This window comes from Pseudomonas fluorescens (genome assembly GCF_900215245.1).
In the GTDB taxonomy this organism is placed as follows: domain Bacteria; phylum Pseudomonadota; class Gammaproteobacteria; order Pseudomonadales; family Pseudomonadaceae; genus Aquipseudomonas; species Aquipseudomonas fluorescens.
Genome location: NZ_LT907842.1, coordinates 320,063 through 334,740 on the forward strand (window position 1 = coordinate 320,063; position 14,678 = coordinate 334,740).

Below are 14,678 nucleotides of genomic sequence, written 5' to 3' on the forward strand. Positions count from 1 at the left end.
GAGTTGCTATGTACTGATTCGTTACATTGTCGTAATTGGCACATTAAATTTCGAATTCCGACTGCAAAGCGGCACGCACGCAGTACAAAACCCCTTCCGGAACACGCCCGGTAAACAACGGCGCGATCTCCGCAACAGGTGGCAGTTCGCCTTCCCCGTCGAGGAATGCGTCCTGGATTTCGCCGAGCAGATCTTCCGGCAAATCAAGGGCCTGCTCCAGCGACAACTGCTGCTTGCCAATGGATTCAGCCAGCAAGGTGTAGACGTTTTTCTCCGAGCATTGCAGTTGGCCGGCGATCTGGATCGGGGTCATGCCGGCACGCGCCAGGCTGATCAGTTCGTGGCGAATATCGGCAACTTCCTTCGGCGCTTCGGCCTGGCCGCCGAGCACTTCGAGGAAGGCCTGCCCGTAACGCTCCAGCTTGCGCGCACCGACGCCGCTGACCCGGGCCATTTCGGCCATCGTGGTCGGCTGCTCGCGCAGCATCTCCAGCAAGGTCGAGTCGGGGAAAATAACGTAAGGCGGCACACTGTGCTCTTGCGCCAATTTGCGCCGCAAGGTGCGCAAGGCTTCCCACTGCTCGCGCTCTTCGCCACGCACCAGCTGGCTGGCCTGGCTGGTGCTGCTTTTGGCGGTGGTCTGCGGCTTGAGGTCGCGACGCAGCTCAAGGCTCACTTCGCCCTTGAGCAGCGGCCGACAACTGTCGTTCAGGCGCAGGCCGCCATAACCTTCCAGGTCGATATCCACCAAGCCGCGCGCGACCATCTGCCGGAACAGTGACCGCCACTCACCTTCTGCACGGGCCTTGCCGACGCCGTAGACCGAGAGTTTTTCGTGGCCGAAGCTGCGCACCTTTTCGTTGTCCTTGCCCAGCAGTACATCCACCAGATGGCCAACGCCATAACGCTGGCCGGTGCGGTAGATGGCCGAAAGGGCCTGACGTGCCGGCTCGGTGGCGTCCCAGGTCTGCACGCCATCCACGCAGTTGTCACAGTGGCCGCACGGCTCGGGCATGTCCTCGTCAAAGTACGCCAGTAATGTTTGACGGCGGCAGCGGGTCTCTTCGCACAATGACAGCATGGCGTCGAGCTTGTGCTGCTCAAGGCGCTTGTGGCGCTCATCGCCTTCAGAGTTCTGCAGCATCTGCTTGAGCATCACCACGTCTTGCAGGCCATAGACCATCCAGGCATCTGCGGGCAAGCCATCACGGCCGGCGCGACCGGTCTCCTGGTAGTACGCCTCAAGGGATTTGGGCAGGTCCATGTGCGCCACAAAACGCACGTTGGATTTGTCGATGCCCATGCCGAAGGCGATGGTCGCGACCATGATCAGGCCTTCCTCGTTGAGGAAGCGTTTCTGGTGGGCGGAGCGCGTTTCATTCGGCAGGCCCGCGTGGTACGGCAGCGCCGGGTAGCCTTGCTCACAGAGGAACGCGGCCACTTCATCCACCTTCTTGCGCGACAGGCAATACACGATGCCCGCATCACTGCGCCGCTCGGACAGGAACGCCAGCAACTGCTTGCGCGGCTGCTCCTTGGGCACGATGCGGTAGAAAATATTCGGTCGGTCGAAGCTCGACAGGAAGCGCTCGGCATTCTGCAAATGCAGGCGCTCGACGATTTCTTCACGGGTCCGTTTGTCGGCGGTGGCAGTCAGCGCGATACGCGGCACGTCAGGGAACAGCTCGGCCAACTGGCCCAGTTGCAAATATTCGCGACGGAAATCGTGGCCCCATTGCGACACGCAGTGGGCTTCGTCGATGGCGAACAGCGCGATCTCCAGGCTCTGCAAAAAAGCCAGCATGCGCGGCTGCACCAGACGCTCGGGGGCCAGGTACAGCATCTTCACTTCACCGCGCTTGATTCGCGCCGCCAGGTCGCGCTGTTGCTCGGCACTGAGGGTGGAGTTCAAGGACGCCGCGGCAACGCCGAGTTCCTCAAGGGTGGCAACCTGATCGTCCATCAACGCAATCAGCGGCGACACCACCACGGCCAAGCCGTTACGCAACAGGGCCGGCACCTGGAAGCACAGCGATTTACCACCGCCGGTAGGCATCAGGACCAGGGCATCCCCGCCACTGGCCACGCGCTCAATGATCGCACCCTGGCGGCCACGAAAACTGTCGTAGCCGAAGATGTCCTTGAGGACGCGTTGAGCCTGCTCGAGCATGTAAAACTCCAAAATGGTGCCGAAATCCCTCTGTACAGGCTGGCCGAAAAAACGCGGGGTCACGGGAAATAATCCGTAAGCGAAGTTTTCTCGGATTGGCGCTTGGCCTGCAGGGGCATCACAAAACGCGGCAGTATACCCGAGCGTTACCTCGCACAGGGCGCCACTGACGAATAGCGGCCGCTATCTAAAACCTGGCAAATATGCAGTGTGGCTGGCCTGGGCGCTCAAGAAAGCCTAGAATTCAGCATCGTTTATTCCCAAGGTAGTCCTTCAATGTCCTTCGCTGAGCAACTAACCCGCCTGCAAGCCTTCCTCGACGCCGATGAGCTGCATGACGAGGCGCTGGACTACGTGGCCGCTCACGGCTACCTGACCGCCCTGTCGATTTGCTCCGAAGTCGTGCCTGACCGTGAATGGATCGACGCGTTGTTCGCCGAAGAACCTCACTACGCCGACGCCGCCCAGCGTGAGGAAATCGAATCCACCCTGCTGGCCCTTAAGGCCCACATCGGTCGCCAATTGGCTGCCGATGAGGAATTCGAACTGCCCTGCGACCTCGACCTGGGCGAAGAGCCGGATGATTCCGACCTGCGCGGCTGGTGCATCGGGTTCATGGAAGGGGTGTTCCTGCGCGAAGCCGCCTGGTTCGAAACCGCCGAAGAAGAAGTCAGCGAAATGCTGCTGCCGATCATGGTCGGTTCGGGCCTGTTCGATGACCAGCCGGAATTCTCCGACATCGCCGCCGACGCCAACCTGATGGACGACATGATCGTCCAGATCCCGGAAGCCCTGACCGCCTTGTACCTGCTGTGCAACGCACCTGACGAAAAACCGGCGATCCTCAAGCCACGTCACCACTGAGTCGTTTGCCCGTGGCACCCATGGGCAATCGCTCGCTGCTCCTGCGTTACGGGCTGCTGGCCATCGGCTGGCTGAGCGTAGCGCTGGGGGTTGTCGGCATTTTCCTACCGGTATTGCCGACCACGCCCTTCCTCTTGCTCGCCGCCGCGTGCTTCGCTCGAAGCTCCCCACGTTTCTACCACTGGCTGGTGGAACACCCACGCCTGGGCCCATGGATCAAAGACTACTTGGACGGCAATGGTATTCCGCTCAAGGGCAAGGTCTATGCAATCGGCTTGATGTGGCTGAGCATCGGTTTCTCCTGTTACCTGGTGCCACTGCCGTGGGCTCGCGGCTTTATGCTGACCAGTGCCGTTCTGGTAACGCTCTATATCTTGCGCCAGAAAACCTTGCCACCGCGATAACGGTGGGCGCTGCCCTGTGTGGGAGACGGGTTTGCCCGCCAGAGCCTAAACACGACCTTGGTCGACACTGACTAACCCCGAGCATCATGCGAGACTGTCCAACCGGGCCTGGAATGCCCGGGTGTTCTTACGCTCGGAGTTACCATGACGCTGTCCAGCGGGCTGATCGCCGCCGTTGCCCTGGCCTATATGGCCATTATGTTTGCCATCGCCTTCTACGGTGACCGCCGCCACGCGCCGCTGCCACCACGGGTGCGCGCCTGGGTGTACAGCCTTTCGCTGGCCGTCTACTGCACCAGTTGGACTTTCTTCGGCGCCGTAGGCCAGGCCGCCGAACAACTGTGGGCCTTTTTACCGATTTACTTGGGACCGGTCCTGCTGCTGGTGCTGGCACCTTGGGTGCTGCAGAAGATGATTCTGATCAGCAAGCAGGAAAACATCACCTCCATTGCCGACTTTATCGCCGCGCGCTACGGCAAGTCCCAATCCCTGGCGGTGGTGGTGGCGCTGATCTGCCTGGTTGGCGTGCTGCCCTACATCGCCCTGCAACTCAAAGGCATCGTGCTCGGCGTGAACCTGCTGATCGGGTCCGGCCCCGACACCACCGGCACCCGCGCTCAGGACACCGCGCTGATTGTGTCGCTGGTGCTGGCGCTGTTCACCATTGTGTTCGGTACCCGCAACCTCGACGCGACCGAACACCACCGTGGCATGGTGCTGGCGATTGCGTTTGAATCCCTGGTCAAGCTGTTCGCCTTTCTCGCCGTCGGCGCGTTTGTGACCTACGGCCTGTACGACGGTTTCGGCGACCTGTTCAGCCAGGCGATGCTCGAACCACGCCTGGATGAATACTGGAAAGAAACCGTCAACTGGCCGTCGATGGTGGTACAAACCGGTGTGGCGATGATGGCAATCATTTGCCTGCCCCGGCAGTTTCACGTCACCGTGGTGGAAAACATCGACCCGCAGGATTTGCGCCTCGCCAAATGGGTGTTCCCGGCGTACTTGATCCTCGCCGCGCTGTTCGTCATTCCCATCGCACTCGGCGGCAAAATGCTATTGCCCGGCTCGGTATTGCCGGATTCCTACGTCATCAGCCTGCCCATGGCCCAGGCGCATCCCGCCCTCGCGGTATTGGCATTTATCGGCGGCGCGTCGGCGGCTACCGGCATGGTGATTGTCGCGAGTATTGCGCTGTCGACCATGGTCTCCAACGACATGTTGCTGCCGTGGCTGCTGCGCCGCTCCAGCGCCGAGCGGCCGTTTGAAGTGTTCCGCCACTGGATGCTGTCGGTACGCCGGGTCAGCATTGTGATCATCCTGTTGCTGGCCTATGTGAGCTATCGCCTGCTTGGCTCCACCGCGAGCCTGGCGACCATCGGCCAGATCGCTTTCGCCGCCGTCACCCAACTGGCCCCGGCGATGCTCGGCGCGCTTTACTGGAAGCAGGCCAACCGGCGTGGCGTGTTTGCCGGGTTGGCGGCGGGCACCTTTTTGTGGTTCTACACCTTGGTCCTGCCGGTGACCGCGAAAAGTCTTGGTTGGTCGTTCAGCCTTTTCCCCGGGCTGACGTGGATGCATTCGCACCCATTTGGTCTATCCGTCACCTCACTCACATTGGGCACCGTGTTTTCCCTGGCGGGGAACTTCACGCTATTTGTCTGGGTGTCGATGCTGTCGCGCACACGGGTTTCCGAGCATTGGCAGGCCGGGCGTTTTATCGGCCAGGAAATCAGCCAGCGCGCCAGTGCGCGCTCAATGTTGTCCGTGCAGATCAGCGACTTACTCAGCCTCGCCGCGCGCTTTGTGGGCGAAGAACGCGCCCAGCAGAGTTTTATCCGCTTCGCCTATCGCCAGGGCAAAGGGTTTAACCCCAACCAGAATGCCGATAACGATTGGATCGCCCACACCGAACGGCTATTGGCCGGCGTACTCGGTGCATCTTCGACACGTGCTGTCGTAAAAGCTGCGATTGAAGGGCGGGAAATGCAGCTGGAGGACGTGGTACGGATCGCCGACGAAGCTTCCGAGGTGCTGCAGTTCAACCGCGCGCTGCTGCAGGGCGCCATCGAAAACATCACCCAAGGCATCAGCGTGGTCGACCAGTCACTCAAGCTGGTGGCCTGGAACCGGCGTTACCTGGAACTCTTCAACTACCCGGAAGGTTTGATCAGTGTAGGGCGACCGATTGCCGACATCATTCGCTACAACGCCGAACGCGGCCTGTGCGGGCCGGGCGAAGCCGAAGTGCACGTAGCACGACGCCTGCACTGGATGCGCCAGGGCCGCGCCCACACGTCCGAGCGTTTGTTCCCGAATGGACGCGTGATTGAGCTGATCGGCAACCCGATGCCCGGCGGCGGTTTTGTCATGAGTTTTACCGACATCACCGCGTTCCGGGAAGCCGAGCAGGCACTCACCGAGGCCAACGAGGGCCTGGAGCAACGGGTCACCGAGCGCACCCATGAACTGTCGCAACTGAATGTGGCGCTCACCGATGCCAAAGGCGTGGCCGAATCCGCCAGCCAGTCGAAGACGCGCTTTCTGGCAGCAGTGAGCCATGACCTGATGCAACCGCTCAACGCCGCTCGGCTGTTCTCTGCCGCCCTCTCCCACCAGAACGACGGTTTGTCCCGGGAGGCGCAGCAGTTGGTGCAGCACCTGGACAGCTCGCTGCGCTCCGCCGAAGACCTGATCAGCGACCTGCTGGATATCTCACGCCTGGAAAACGGCAAGATCAACCCGCAGCGACAGCCCTTTGTACTCAATGAACTGTTCGACACCCTCGGCGCAGAATTCAAGGCACTGGCCCGCGAGCAAGGCCTGCGGTTCCGCCTGCGCGGCAGTCGCTTGCGGGTGGACAGCGACATCAAATTGCTGCGCCGGATCTTGCAGAATTTCCTGACCAACGCATTCCGCTATGCCGACGGTCCAGTGCTACTTGGGGTACGCCGACGCCAAGGCGAACTGTGCCTGGAGGTCTGGGACCGTGGCCCCGGCATTCCGCTGGATAAACAGACGGTCATCTTCGAAGAGTTCAAGCGTTTGGACAGCCACCAGACACGCGCCGAAAAAGGTCTGGGCCTGGGCCTGGCGATCGCCGACGGCCTGTGCCGTGTGCTCGACCATAAACTGAGCGTGCGCTCGTGGCCGGGCAAAGGCAGCGTATTCAGCGTGAGTGTGCCACTGGCGCGCAACCAGGCCAGCCCGCAGGTCAAGGCCGCGCAGGACAGTGGTTTGCCACTCAGCGGTGCGCAGGTGCTGTGCGTGGATAACGAAGAGAGCATCCTGATTGGCATGCGCAGCCTGCTGACGCGTTGGGGTTGCGAAGTGTGGACCGCCACCGACCAGGCGCAATGTGCGGCGCTGCTGGCCGAGGGCGTACGCCCGCAACTGGCACTGGTGGATTACCACCTGGACCATGGCGAGACCGGCACCGAGTTGATGGGTTGGCTGCGCGCGCAATTGGCGGAGCCGATTCCCGGGGTGGTGATCAGCGCGGACGGCCGGCCGGAGATGGTGGCCGAGGTGCACGCGGCGGGGTTGGATTACCTGGCCAAGCCAGTCAAGCCTGCAGCGTTGCGGGCGCTGTTGAGTCGGCATCTCCCGCTGTAGGAACGCTGCACACACGCCTCTGCGGGAGCTGGCTTGCCGGCGATCGCGGTGGACCAGCCACCCGCGTTATCGCCGACACGCCCGCTAGCGCATCCGCCGCACTTATTCCGGCAGATGCGCCACACCGTCTGCATCGGTCATCGCCCGCTCAAGCAAATCAGCTGGCAGGCTTTTACTGGCGCGGGCGCCAAGCAACCTTAATTGCTCGGTACGGCTGACGAGATTTCCGCGCCCATCCGTCAGCTTGTTCCGTGCTGCACTGTAGGCTTTATCCAGCTGTTGCAGACGGTTGCCCACCTCATCCAGGTCCTGGATAAACAGCACGAACTTGTCGTAGAGCCAGCCGGCCCGCTCGGCGATTTCCCGCGCGTTCTGGCTTTGGCGTTCCTGCTTCCACAGGCTGTCGATCACCCGCAGGGTGGCCAGCAACGTGGTCGGGCTGACGATGACGATATGACGGTCGAAGGCTTCCTGAAACAGGTTCGGCTCAGCCTGGAGCGCGGCGGAGAACGCCGCCTCGATAGGGACGAATAGAAGAACGAAATCCAGGCTGTGCAGGCCTTCCAGGCGCTTGTAATCCTTGCCGGCCAAGCCCTTGACATGATTGCGCAGGGACAGCACATGCTGCTTGAGCGCTGCCTGCCCCATCCCATCATCCTCCGCCGCAACGTACTGCTGATAAGCCGTGAGGCTGACCTTGGAGTCGACCACCACCTGCTTGTCGCCGGGCAACATGATCAACACGTCTGGCTGAAAACGCTCGCCATCCGGGCCTTTGAGGCTGACCTGGGTCTGATACTCGCGGCCTTTCTCAAGCCCGGCATGTTCCAGCACGCGTTCAAGAATCAGTTCCCCCCAATTACCCTGAGTTTTCTGGCCCTTGAGGGCGCGGGTGAGATTGGTGGCTTCGTCGGACAGACGCAAGTTCAGTTGCTGCAGGCGTTCAAGCTCTTTGGCCAGGGAAAAGCGTTCACGCGCCTCATTTTGATAGCTTTCTTCCACACGCTTTTCGAAGGACTGAATGCGTTCCTTGAGCGGGTCGAGCAACTGGCCCAGGCGTTCCTGGCTGGTTTCGGCAAAACGCTGTTCGCGCTCGTCGAAGATCTTCCCTGCAAGCTCGGCGAACTGCGCGCGCAGCTCGTCACGCGAGCCTTGCAGGTCGGCAAGGCGTTGTTGATGGCTTTCCTGCTGTTCGCGCAGCTCGGCGCGTAAGGCAGCTGATAACGCGTCGAGACGACGCAGCTCGGTTTCTTTGGCGCTGCGATCGAGGTTCCAGGCGTGGGCCGCGTCGCGAGCGTTGTCGCGATCAATCTGAAGCAGCTCGACCTCACGGCGCACGGCGGCCAGGTCAGCTTGTTTGGCAGCGTTGGCCTGGCTGAGGTCACTGATCTCGTCGCGGCTGGCGTCGAGTTGCGCCGCCAGTCCTTCCTGGGCCAGTTGCGCAGTGGCTAGGCGCTCTTCAAGCAGTTCCCAGCCCGCCATGCGCGCGGTCAGCCGCCGTTGAATCTGCCAGCATACGGCCAATAAAGGCACTGCAGCGCCAGCAAGCCCCACGGCAATACTGGTCCAGTCAAAAACCATAGCCATTTCTGCCATCACCGAAAAAGAGCAAGGTTAACCAAGCGCAGAGCTTGAGGACAGCTCAGTCTTCGACCTGCCCCAGTTCGCGCTGGGCGCGACGGTCGCCGGCGCGGGCGGCCAGCCGTAACAAGTCGTGACCGATGCGACGGTCGCGGGCGTTGCCGCACTCACGGCACATCAATTGGCCCAGGCGGCTCTGCGCGGCAACCACCCCTTCACGTGCTGGCTGCTTGAGCAAACGCCCGGCAAAGTGCTTGACGCTGGTGTTATGCCTCAGGCGCGGGCTGTCGAGCAGCCACAAGGCAACTTTCAAGGAGAAACGCTTGGGTGCGGTAACAGTGTGAGGGGTGTCGGTAACAGAAGGTGATACTGAGCGAAACTTCATAAAGCACTGTGGGACAGAACGGAAGGCGCGCCACTCTACTCTTTTTTTCGCAGAGGTAAAGCCGGAAAAAACCCACACGCCCGTTCTAGAGCAAGCGCTTGGGACAATCCACAGAAGCTGTGGATAACTCAGTGGACAACCCGCCTTTAACTCGCCCAAAGCCCCATGGAACGGGGGCCGCAGTCAAACTGACGATTTTTTCACCAATAAAAAAAAGCGATATTTTTCATTGACTTAAATTTTCATTGCAGGCAAATGCGGGCGCTTCGAGGCGGTTGACAGAGTGGTTACACACCTGGCAACTAATGTGCACAAGTACCGACCCACTGGTTATATCGCGGGCATTTTTTGCGTCAAACCGCCCAAAGAATGTTACCGACAAGCCAAACCAAGGGCCTTTTCAAAACGGCCCCGGCTCGCCACACTGGTCGACCGAGGACGCCACCATCATGTAGGGGCAGATGAAAGGAATCCTGTTATTCGCCTTATTGCTGCTCGCCATCTGTGCGACCTCACTGGGCATCAACGCGGCCCTGCCCTCGCCCGATGGTGCTTTGTTTGCCATTGCCATCCTGTTATCGGCAGCGTTTACCGCCGTGAGCCTGTGCATCGAGCTGGGAGAAGGCCGGATCAATGACATGCGCGACGTGATGAACGTGATCGAGACCGGCCGTTCCTGGCGCCTGACCCTGGCGGCGTATGGACTGGGCTGCTCACTGGCGGCGGCAACAACCGTGCTGGTGTATCGCGGGTTGTTAGGCGGCTGATTAAAGTTTTTTGGTTAGCACACTTCCCTTCCCTGTTTCAATCCGTTACTATCCGCAGCGTTAGTACCAAGCTGAAAGTCAATTCTGGTCGAACAACTCCCTTGAACAACACGGGATCGACCACCTCGATGGTTTCCAGGTATCACTTGCGACGACACAGCCTTTGAACAAGCAAAGGGTGTCGCGAAGTTTCAATACTCTGACCGAACCAACCTGCAAATTGATCAGGATCTTCACCCTGGGCCCAGAACCTTTGCCCCTGTTGTGTTGCCTGCCCTCCTAAGTACCTACCTGCCAGCCCAAGCGCGCCTAACTTATTAGCGCTTCAAACTGGCTGCTTTGTTCCAGTCGGGTTCTTCGTTCGATCAATGGTGATCGACGTTACTGGAACGTTTTAACGTTGCACGGTTCTTATCCGTGTCATTTGTAGGAACACCAATAATATGTCCACTCAAATCCACACTCAGGATGCCATTCGCACCCTTACCAACGCTTTTGCACCAATGAACTGCCTGATCATGGCCGCTCGCAAAGGCTGCTTCAGCTTCACCCTGGTCAACGAACACGGTATCGCTCGTCACAGCGAACGCCTGTACCCCGATCAATACTCCAGCGCAGAACCGCTGCAGGCTGTGATCGAGCGTACCCGTCAGGCACTGGTTGCCTGATCGACCCGAGTCGCTGAAATACAAAAACCCTGTTTAAAAAGCAGGGTTTTTTATTGCCTGGCTTTTAAGTCCCGCCGTTTTTACTAAGTACGAATAGATATAAACGTTATAACTAAATGAAGAAGATGTTTTAAAAACAGTCCTTTACATCGTGAATATGACACTACACTTCAACTCAAGCGGCATGATCCGCTTGCGACGAGCCTGAGTCCGATTCACCGCTGCCAAGCTCCCCCTCTCAGGTTTCGTCAACCACTTTCATGGATTGAGGCCTGTATGGGTATCGCCGCCAGCGAATTGTGTCGTTATGTGATCAGGCCGACGTTGATTTACCTCGGCCGCCATCATCCGACAGCCGAATCCCTGCTGCTGGGCATTGCCGCCAGCCAGTCGGAACTCGGTTCAGCCCTGCATGACAGGCGCGGCCACGGCCTGTACAGCATCACCGAACCTCGTCATCGCGCCCTCTGGGACGACTACCTCGCTCGCGACCCCGAGCGCGCCAGCCTGGTGCGCGGTCTCGCCAGCCAACATGCATTTCTCAGTGCGCCCCAGGTGGAACTTACGGTGAACCTGCGTTATGCCACCGCCATCGCCTGGCTGCTGGTCGAACAGCATCGCCCGACACTGCCGCAACCGGGTGATGTAGTAGCAATGGCGCGTATCTGGAAGGAAATATTTCACCCTCAAGGACGGCTGCGAGATTTCACTCAAGCCTGGCAAACCTGTGTTTCACCCATGAATCAGGTCACTTGTTGATCAGGCGTTTTGCAAGATTCGGCTAAAAACGTTGATTTTGGTCGGATTGTCCTACAAAACCGCTCTATCTCCGGCATTACAGCCTATAGCGCTAACTTAAATTTATTGATACTTTCCGCAGCGGTGATCACCACGGAGTTCTAATAATGAAAAAAGTAATGCTCAAGACCACACTTAGCCTCGCCGTTGCCATGGCATCCTCCCAACTGTTCGCAAGCGGCTTCGCCCTCAACGAACAAGACGTCGCCGGCATGGGTACGGGTTTCGCAGGCCGCTCTTCTTCTGCCGATAACGCCAGCACCGTCTATGGTAACCCGGCCGGTATGGCTCGCCTTGAAGGCCAGCAAATCACTGGTGGTGTTGCAGCCATCGATGCAACAACCGACATCAAAGACGCCAGCGGTCGCTCGCGCGGCAGTAACAAAGGCGACATGGTGCCGTTCACCGCAGTCCCTTTTGGTTTCTACACCAACAAACTTAACGACCAGTGGGCAGTCGGCTTCGGTGTGTACGCACCGTTCGGCCTGAAGACTGACTACGAGCGTGGCTTCCAGGGCCGTGCTTTCGGCAGCAAAAGTGAAGTGGCGGTCATTACCTTCCAGCCAACGGTCAGCTACGCCTTCAATGACAAGGTGTCGATCGGTTTTGGTCCAACCATCAACCGTATTTCCGGCACCCTTGAATCGCAGCCAAACCTGGGCTTGCTGCCGCTCCCTGGCCTGGCCGGCACCGGTGACAGCAAAGTCAAAGTCAAAGGCGACGATACCGCCCTTGGTTTCAACGCCGGTATCCTCGTGCAAGCCACCGACACCACCCGCGTTGGCCTGACTTATCACTCGAAAGTGAAATACAAGCTCGAAGGCCACACCGACGTAACCCCGGGCACTGGCGTTCCAGCTGCCTACCTGGGCGCAGGCCGCTACGATGCGTCGCTGAAAGTTGACACCCCGGAATCCTGGGACGCTTCGGTCACTCAAGACCTGAGCGATGCCTGGAAGGTCTACGGCGGTGCAACCTGGACCCGCTGGAGCCGCCTGAAAGACATTACCGTCAACAACGAAGGCGTGACCCGAGCCGGTGGTGCACTTGCACCTCAGATCGTCGGTCAGATCAAAGAGCCGCAAAACTGGCACGACACCTGGGCCTACGCCCTGGGTACCTCGTACCAGCTCACCAAGCAAGTGGTACTGCGTACCGGTCTGACTTTCGACCAGTCGCCTACCAACAACACTGACCGTTCGCCGCGTATTCCTACCGGTGACCGGACGATCTTCAGTGTCGGCCTGGGCTACGCGGTGATGGATAACATGACTGTCGACCTGGCTTACTCCTACCTCAAGGAAGAGCCGGTCAAGGTGAACAAGCAGAACGCGCTGGGTCAGACCTACGCGTCCAAGTACGAAAACAGCGCCAACGGCTTTGGCCTGGGCGTGACGTACAAGTTCTGATTCAAGCCGTAAAAAAGCCCCGCTTTCCTGCCAAGGAAGCGGGGCTTTTTAATGGCCGACGATCAGGGTTTGGAGGCCAATGCCTCTTCCACCGCCTTGATCAAATCCGGGCTGTCGGGCTTGGTCAAACTGGAGAAGTTGGCAATCACCTTGCCCTGGCGATCCACCACGTACTTATAGAAGTTCCACTTCGGCGCACTGCTCTGCTGCGCGAGAATCTTGAACAAGTGCACCGCATCCGGCCCTTTGACCTTTTGAGGCTCGGTCATGGTGAAGGTCACGCCGTAATTCACGTAACAGACCTTGGCCGTCTCCTCACCCGTCTTGGCTTCCTGCTTGAAGTCATCGGACGGCACGCCGATCACTTCCAGCCCTTGGCCCTTGTAGCGCTGGTACAAGGCTTCGAGGCCTTTAAACTGTGGCGCGAACCCACAGAAGCTGGCGGTATTGACGATCACCAGGGGTTTGCCGGCGAAGCGCTGGCACAAATCAATGGATTCCTTGGCCCGCAGCTTGGGCAACTCACCCGCCAGCAACGGTGGGCAATCGGCGGCCATGGCAACACTGCCAATCGCCATCAGGATGGGTACTGCAAGCCAGCGCATCTGCATGTCGTGGTCCTTGAAAGTTTCCAGGTTACGAACTTAACAGATCGACATGCCCAACTGCATCACCGCCAGCCCGCCACGCTGCCAACCCCACCAGGCTAAAAGCAGCAGAAGCGTCGCCACCACTGCTGCGCCAAGCCAATACCGGTTGAAACTCATGCCGCCTCCATCTGCGTCTGCAAGCGTGCCACCGGCCGCTCGCGTACCGGCCAGTTCAGGGCCGCAGCGAGCAGGCTCAGCAGCACCGCCACCTGCCAGATCAAATCGTAGCTGCCGGTTCGGTCATAGACCACCCCGCCCAACCAACCGCCGAGGAAGGAACCGAGCTGGTGGAACAGGAACACAATGCCGCCCAGCATCGACAGGTTGCGCACGCCGAACAAGGTCGCGACGGTGCCGTTGGTCAGCGGCACCGTCGACAGCCAGAGGAAACCCATGGCCATGCCGAACAGGTAAGCCGTGACTTCAGTGACCGGCGCCCACAGAAACAACACGATCACCACCGCGCGCAACAGGTACAGGCCCGTCAGCAAACGCGGCTTGGACATACGCCCGCCGAGCCAGCCGGCGGTGTAAGTGCCGAACACGTTAAACAAACCAATCAAGGCCAGCACTGTGGTGCCTACAGTTGCGGGCAAATGCTGGTCGACCAGATACGCCGGCAGGTGCACACCGATAAACACCACCTGGAAACCGCAGACGAAAAAGCCGAACGCCAGCAGCCAGAAACCAGAGTGAGAGCAGGCCTCCTTCAACGCTTCGCGCAGGGTCTGCTGACCGGCCATCACCGGCAGCGGCTTGTCCTTGAGCATCGCCACCAGCGGCAAGATCAACGCCACCATCAGGCCCAACGCCAGTAAGGCGGCGGACCACCCCAGCCAGCCGATCAACCCCAAGGTGCCCGGCACCATGGCGAACTGACCGAAGGAACCAGCGGCACTTGCGATGCCCATGGCCATGCTGCGTTTTTCCGGCGGTACGGCGCGGCCGACCACACCGAGAATCACCGAGAACGAGGTGCCCGAAAGGCCAATCCCGATCAGCAACCCGGCACTCAGCGACAACGACCACGCCGAATCGGACATGCCCATCAGCACCAGCCCCACGGCGTACAGCACGCCACCGACAAACACCGCTTTGGTAGCGCCGAAACGGTCGGCCAACGCCCCGGTAAACGGCTGCGCCAGGCCCCAGATCAGGTTCTGCAGGGCGATAGCGAAGGCAAAGGTCTCACGGCCCCAGCCGAATTCGTTGCTCATCGGCGCCAGGAACAGGCCAAAGCCATGCCGTACGCCCAAGGACAACGCCAGGATCAGCGCACTGCCTAAAAGAACCCATCCACTGGTGCGCCACATCGAGGTCATTTCTTATTCTCCGCTCGCGGGTATATACCCGCATGTAGTCAAAAA

General features: G+C 59.7%; 13 protein-coding genes. 7 read left to right on the top strand and 6 right to left on the bottom strand.

Annotated elements, in window-relative coordinates:
- Positions 1-43 precede the first annotated feature (43 nt).
- The gene (gene recQ, locus CPH89_RS01515) at positions 44-2,170 is read right to left on the bottom strand and encodes a DNA helicase RecQ (RefSeq protein ID WP_053258024.1); all 2,127 of its coding nucleotides are present in this window, start codon (positions 2,168-2,170) and stop codon (positions 44-46) included.
- 276 nt (positions 2,171-2,446) lie between these two features.
- On the opposite strand from recQ, the gene CPH89_RS01520 reads away from it, so the two are divergent.
- The 3 genes from CPH89_RS01520 to CPH89_RS01530 all read left to right on the top strand — a co-directional run bounded on the left by CPH89_RS01520 (position 2,447) and on the right by CPH89_RS01530 (position 7,053).
- Positions 2,447-3,034: a UPF0149 family protein gene (locus CPH89_RS01520; RefSeq protein WP_053257334.1), complete on the top strand. Its 588-nt coding sequence runs from the start codon at positions 2,447-2,449 to the stop codon at positions 3,032-3,034.
- A 20-nt stretch (positions 3,035-3,054) separates the two neighbouring features.
- A complete protein-coding gene (locus tag CPH89_RS01525; RefSeq protein ID WP_053257335.1) occupies positions 3,055-3,438 on the top strand; it encodes a YbaN family protein in 384 nt (127 codons plus the stop codon).
- Positions 3,439-3,582: 144 nt separating this feature from the next.
- The gene (locus CPH89_RS01530; RefSeq protein ID WP_053257336.1) at positions 3,583-7,053 is read left to right on the top strand and encodes a hybrid sensor histidine kinase/response regulator; all 3,471 of its coding nucleotides are present in this window, start codon (positions 3,583-3,585) and stop codon (positions 7,051-7,053) included.
- Between the two features lie 102 nt (positions 7,054-7,155).
- On the opposite strand, the gene rmuC is transcribed toward CPH89_RS01530, so the two are convergent.
- Together rmuC and CPH89_RS01540 are read right to left on the bottom strand one after the other, a co-directional pair.
- A complete protein-coding gene (gene rmuC / locus CPH89_RS01535) occupies positions 7,156-8,520 on the bottom strand; it encodes a DNA recombination protein RmuC (protein ID WP_169875352.1) in 1,365 nt (454 codons plus the stop codon).
- A 175-nt stretch (positions 8,521-8,695) separates the two neighbouring features.
- Positions 8,696-9,019: an SEL1-like repeat protein gene (locus tag CPH89_RS01540; RefSeq protein ID WP_053257338.1), complete on the bottom strand. Its 324-nt coding sequence runs from the start codon at positions 9,017-9,019 to the stop codon at positions 8,696-8,698.
- Between the two features lie 461 nt (positions 9,020-9,480).
- Here CPH89_RS01540 and CPH89_RS01545 point away from each other — a divergent pair, with 461 nt between their 5' ends.
- The 4 genes from CPH89_RS01545 (at position 9,481) to CPH89_RS01565 (ending at position 12,661) form a co-directional block, all read left to right on the top strand.
- Positions 9,481-9,786 (top strand): hypothetical protein, encoded by a 306-nt coding sequence (locus CPH89_RS01545; protein ID WP_053257339.1) that lies wholly within the window; start codon positions 9,481-9,483, stop codon positions 9,784-9,786.
- 443 nt (positions 9,787-10,229) lie between these two features.
- Positions 10,230-10,454 (top strand): hypothetical protein, encoded by a 225-nt coding sequence (locus CPH89_RS01555; protein ID WP_007898912.1) that lies wholly within the window; start codon positions 10,230-10,232, stop codon positions 10,452-10,454.
- A gap of 276 nt (positions 10,455-10,730) precedes the next feature.
- Positions 10,731-11,213, top strand: a complete 483-nt coding sequence (locus CPH89_RS01560) for a hypothetical protein (protein WP_053257340.1) — start codon at positions 10,731-10,733, stop codon at positions 11,211-11,213.
- 146 nt (positions 11,214-11,359) lie between these two features.
- Positions 11,360-12,661: an OmpP1/FadL family transporter gene (locus CPH89_RS01565; protein WP_053257341.1), complete on the top strand. Its 1,302-nt coding sequence runs from the start codon at positions 11,360-11,362 to the stop codon at positions 12,659-12,661.
- A gap of 62 nt (positions 12,662-12,723) precedes the next feature.
- Here CPH89_RS01565 and CPH89_RS01570 read toward each other — a convergent pair whose 3' ends face one another.
- From CPH89_RS01570 to CPH89_RS01575, 3 genes are read right to left on the bottom strand one after another with little or no spacing between them, the layout of a single operon-like run.
- Positions 12,724-13,272, bottom strand: coding sequence for a glutathione peroxidase (locus CPH89_RS01570; RefSeq protein ID WP_053257342.1), 549 nt, complete (start codon positions 13,270-13,272; stop codon positions 12,724-12,726).
- A 33-nt stretch (positions 13,273-13,305) separates the two neighbouring features.
- Positions 13,306-13,428: a hypothetical protein gene (locus CPH89_RS30705; protein ID WP_255311474.1), complete on the bottom strand. Its 123-nt coding sequence runs from the start codon at positions 13,426-13,428 to the stop codon at positions 13,306-13,308.
- Positions 13,425-14,633, bottom strand: a complete 1,209-nt coding sequence (locus CPH89_RS01575) for an MFS transporter (protein WP_053257343.1) — start codon at positions 14,631-14,633, stop codon at positions 13,425-13,427. The genes CPH89_RS30705 and CPH89_RS01575 overlap by 4 nt, the downstream gene beginning before the upstream one ends.
- Positions 14,634-14,678: the final 45 nt, after the last annotated feature.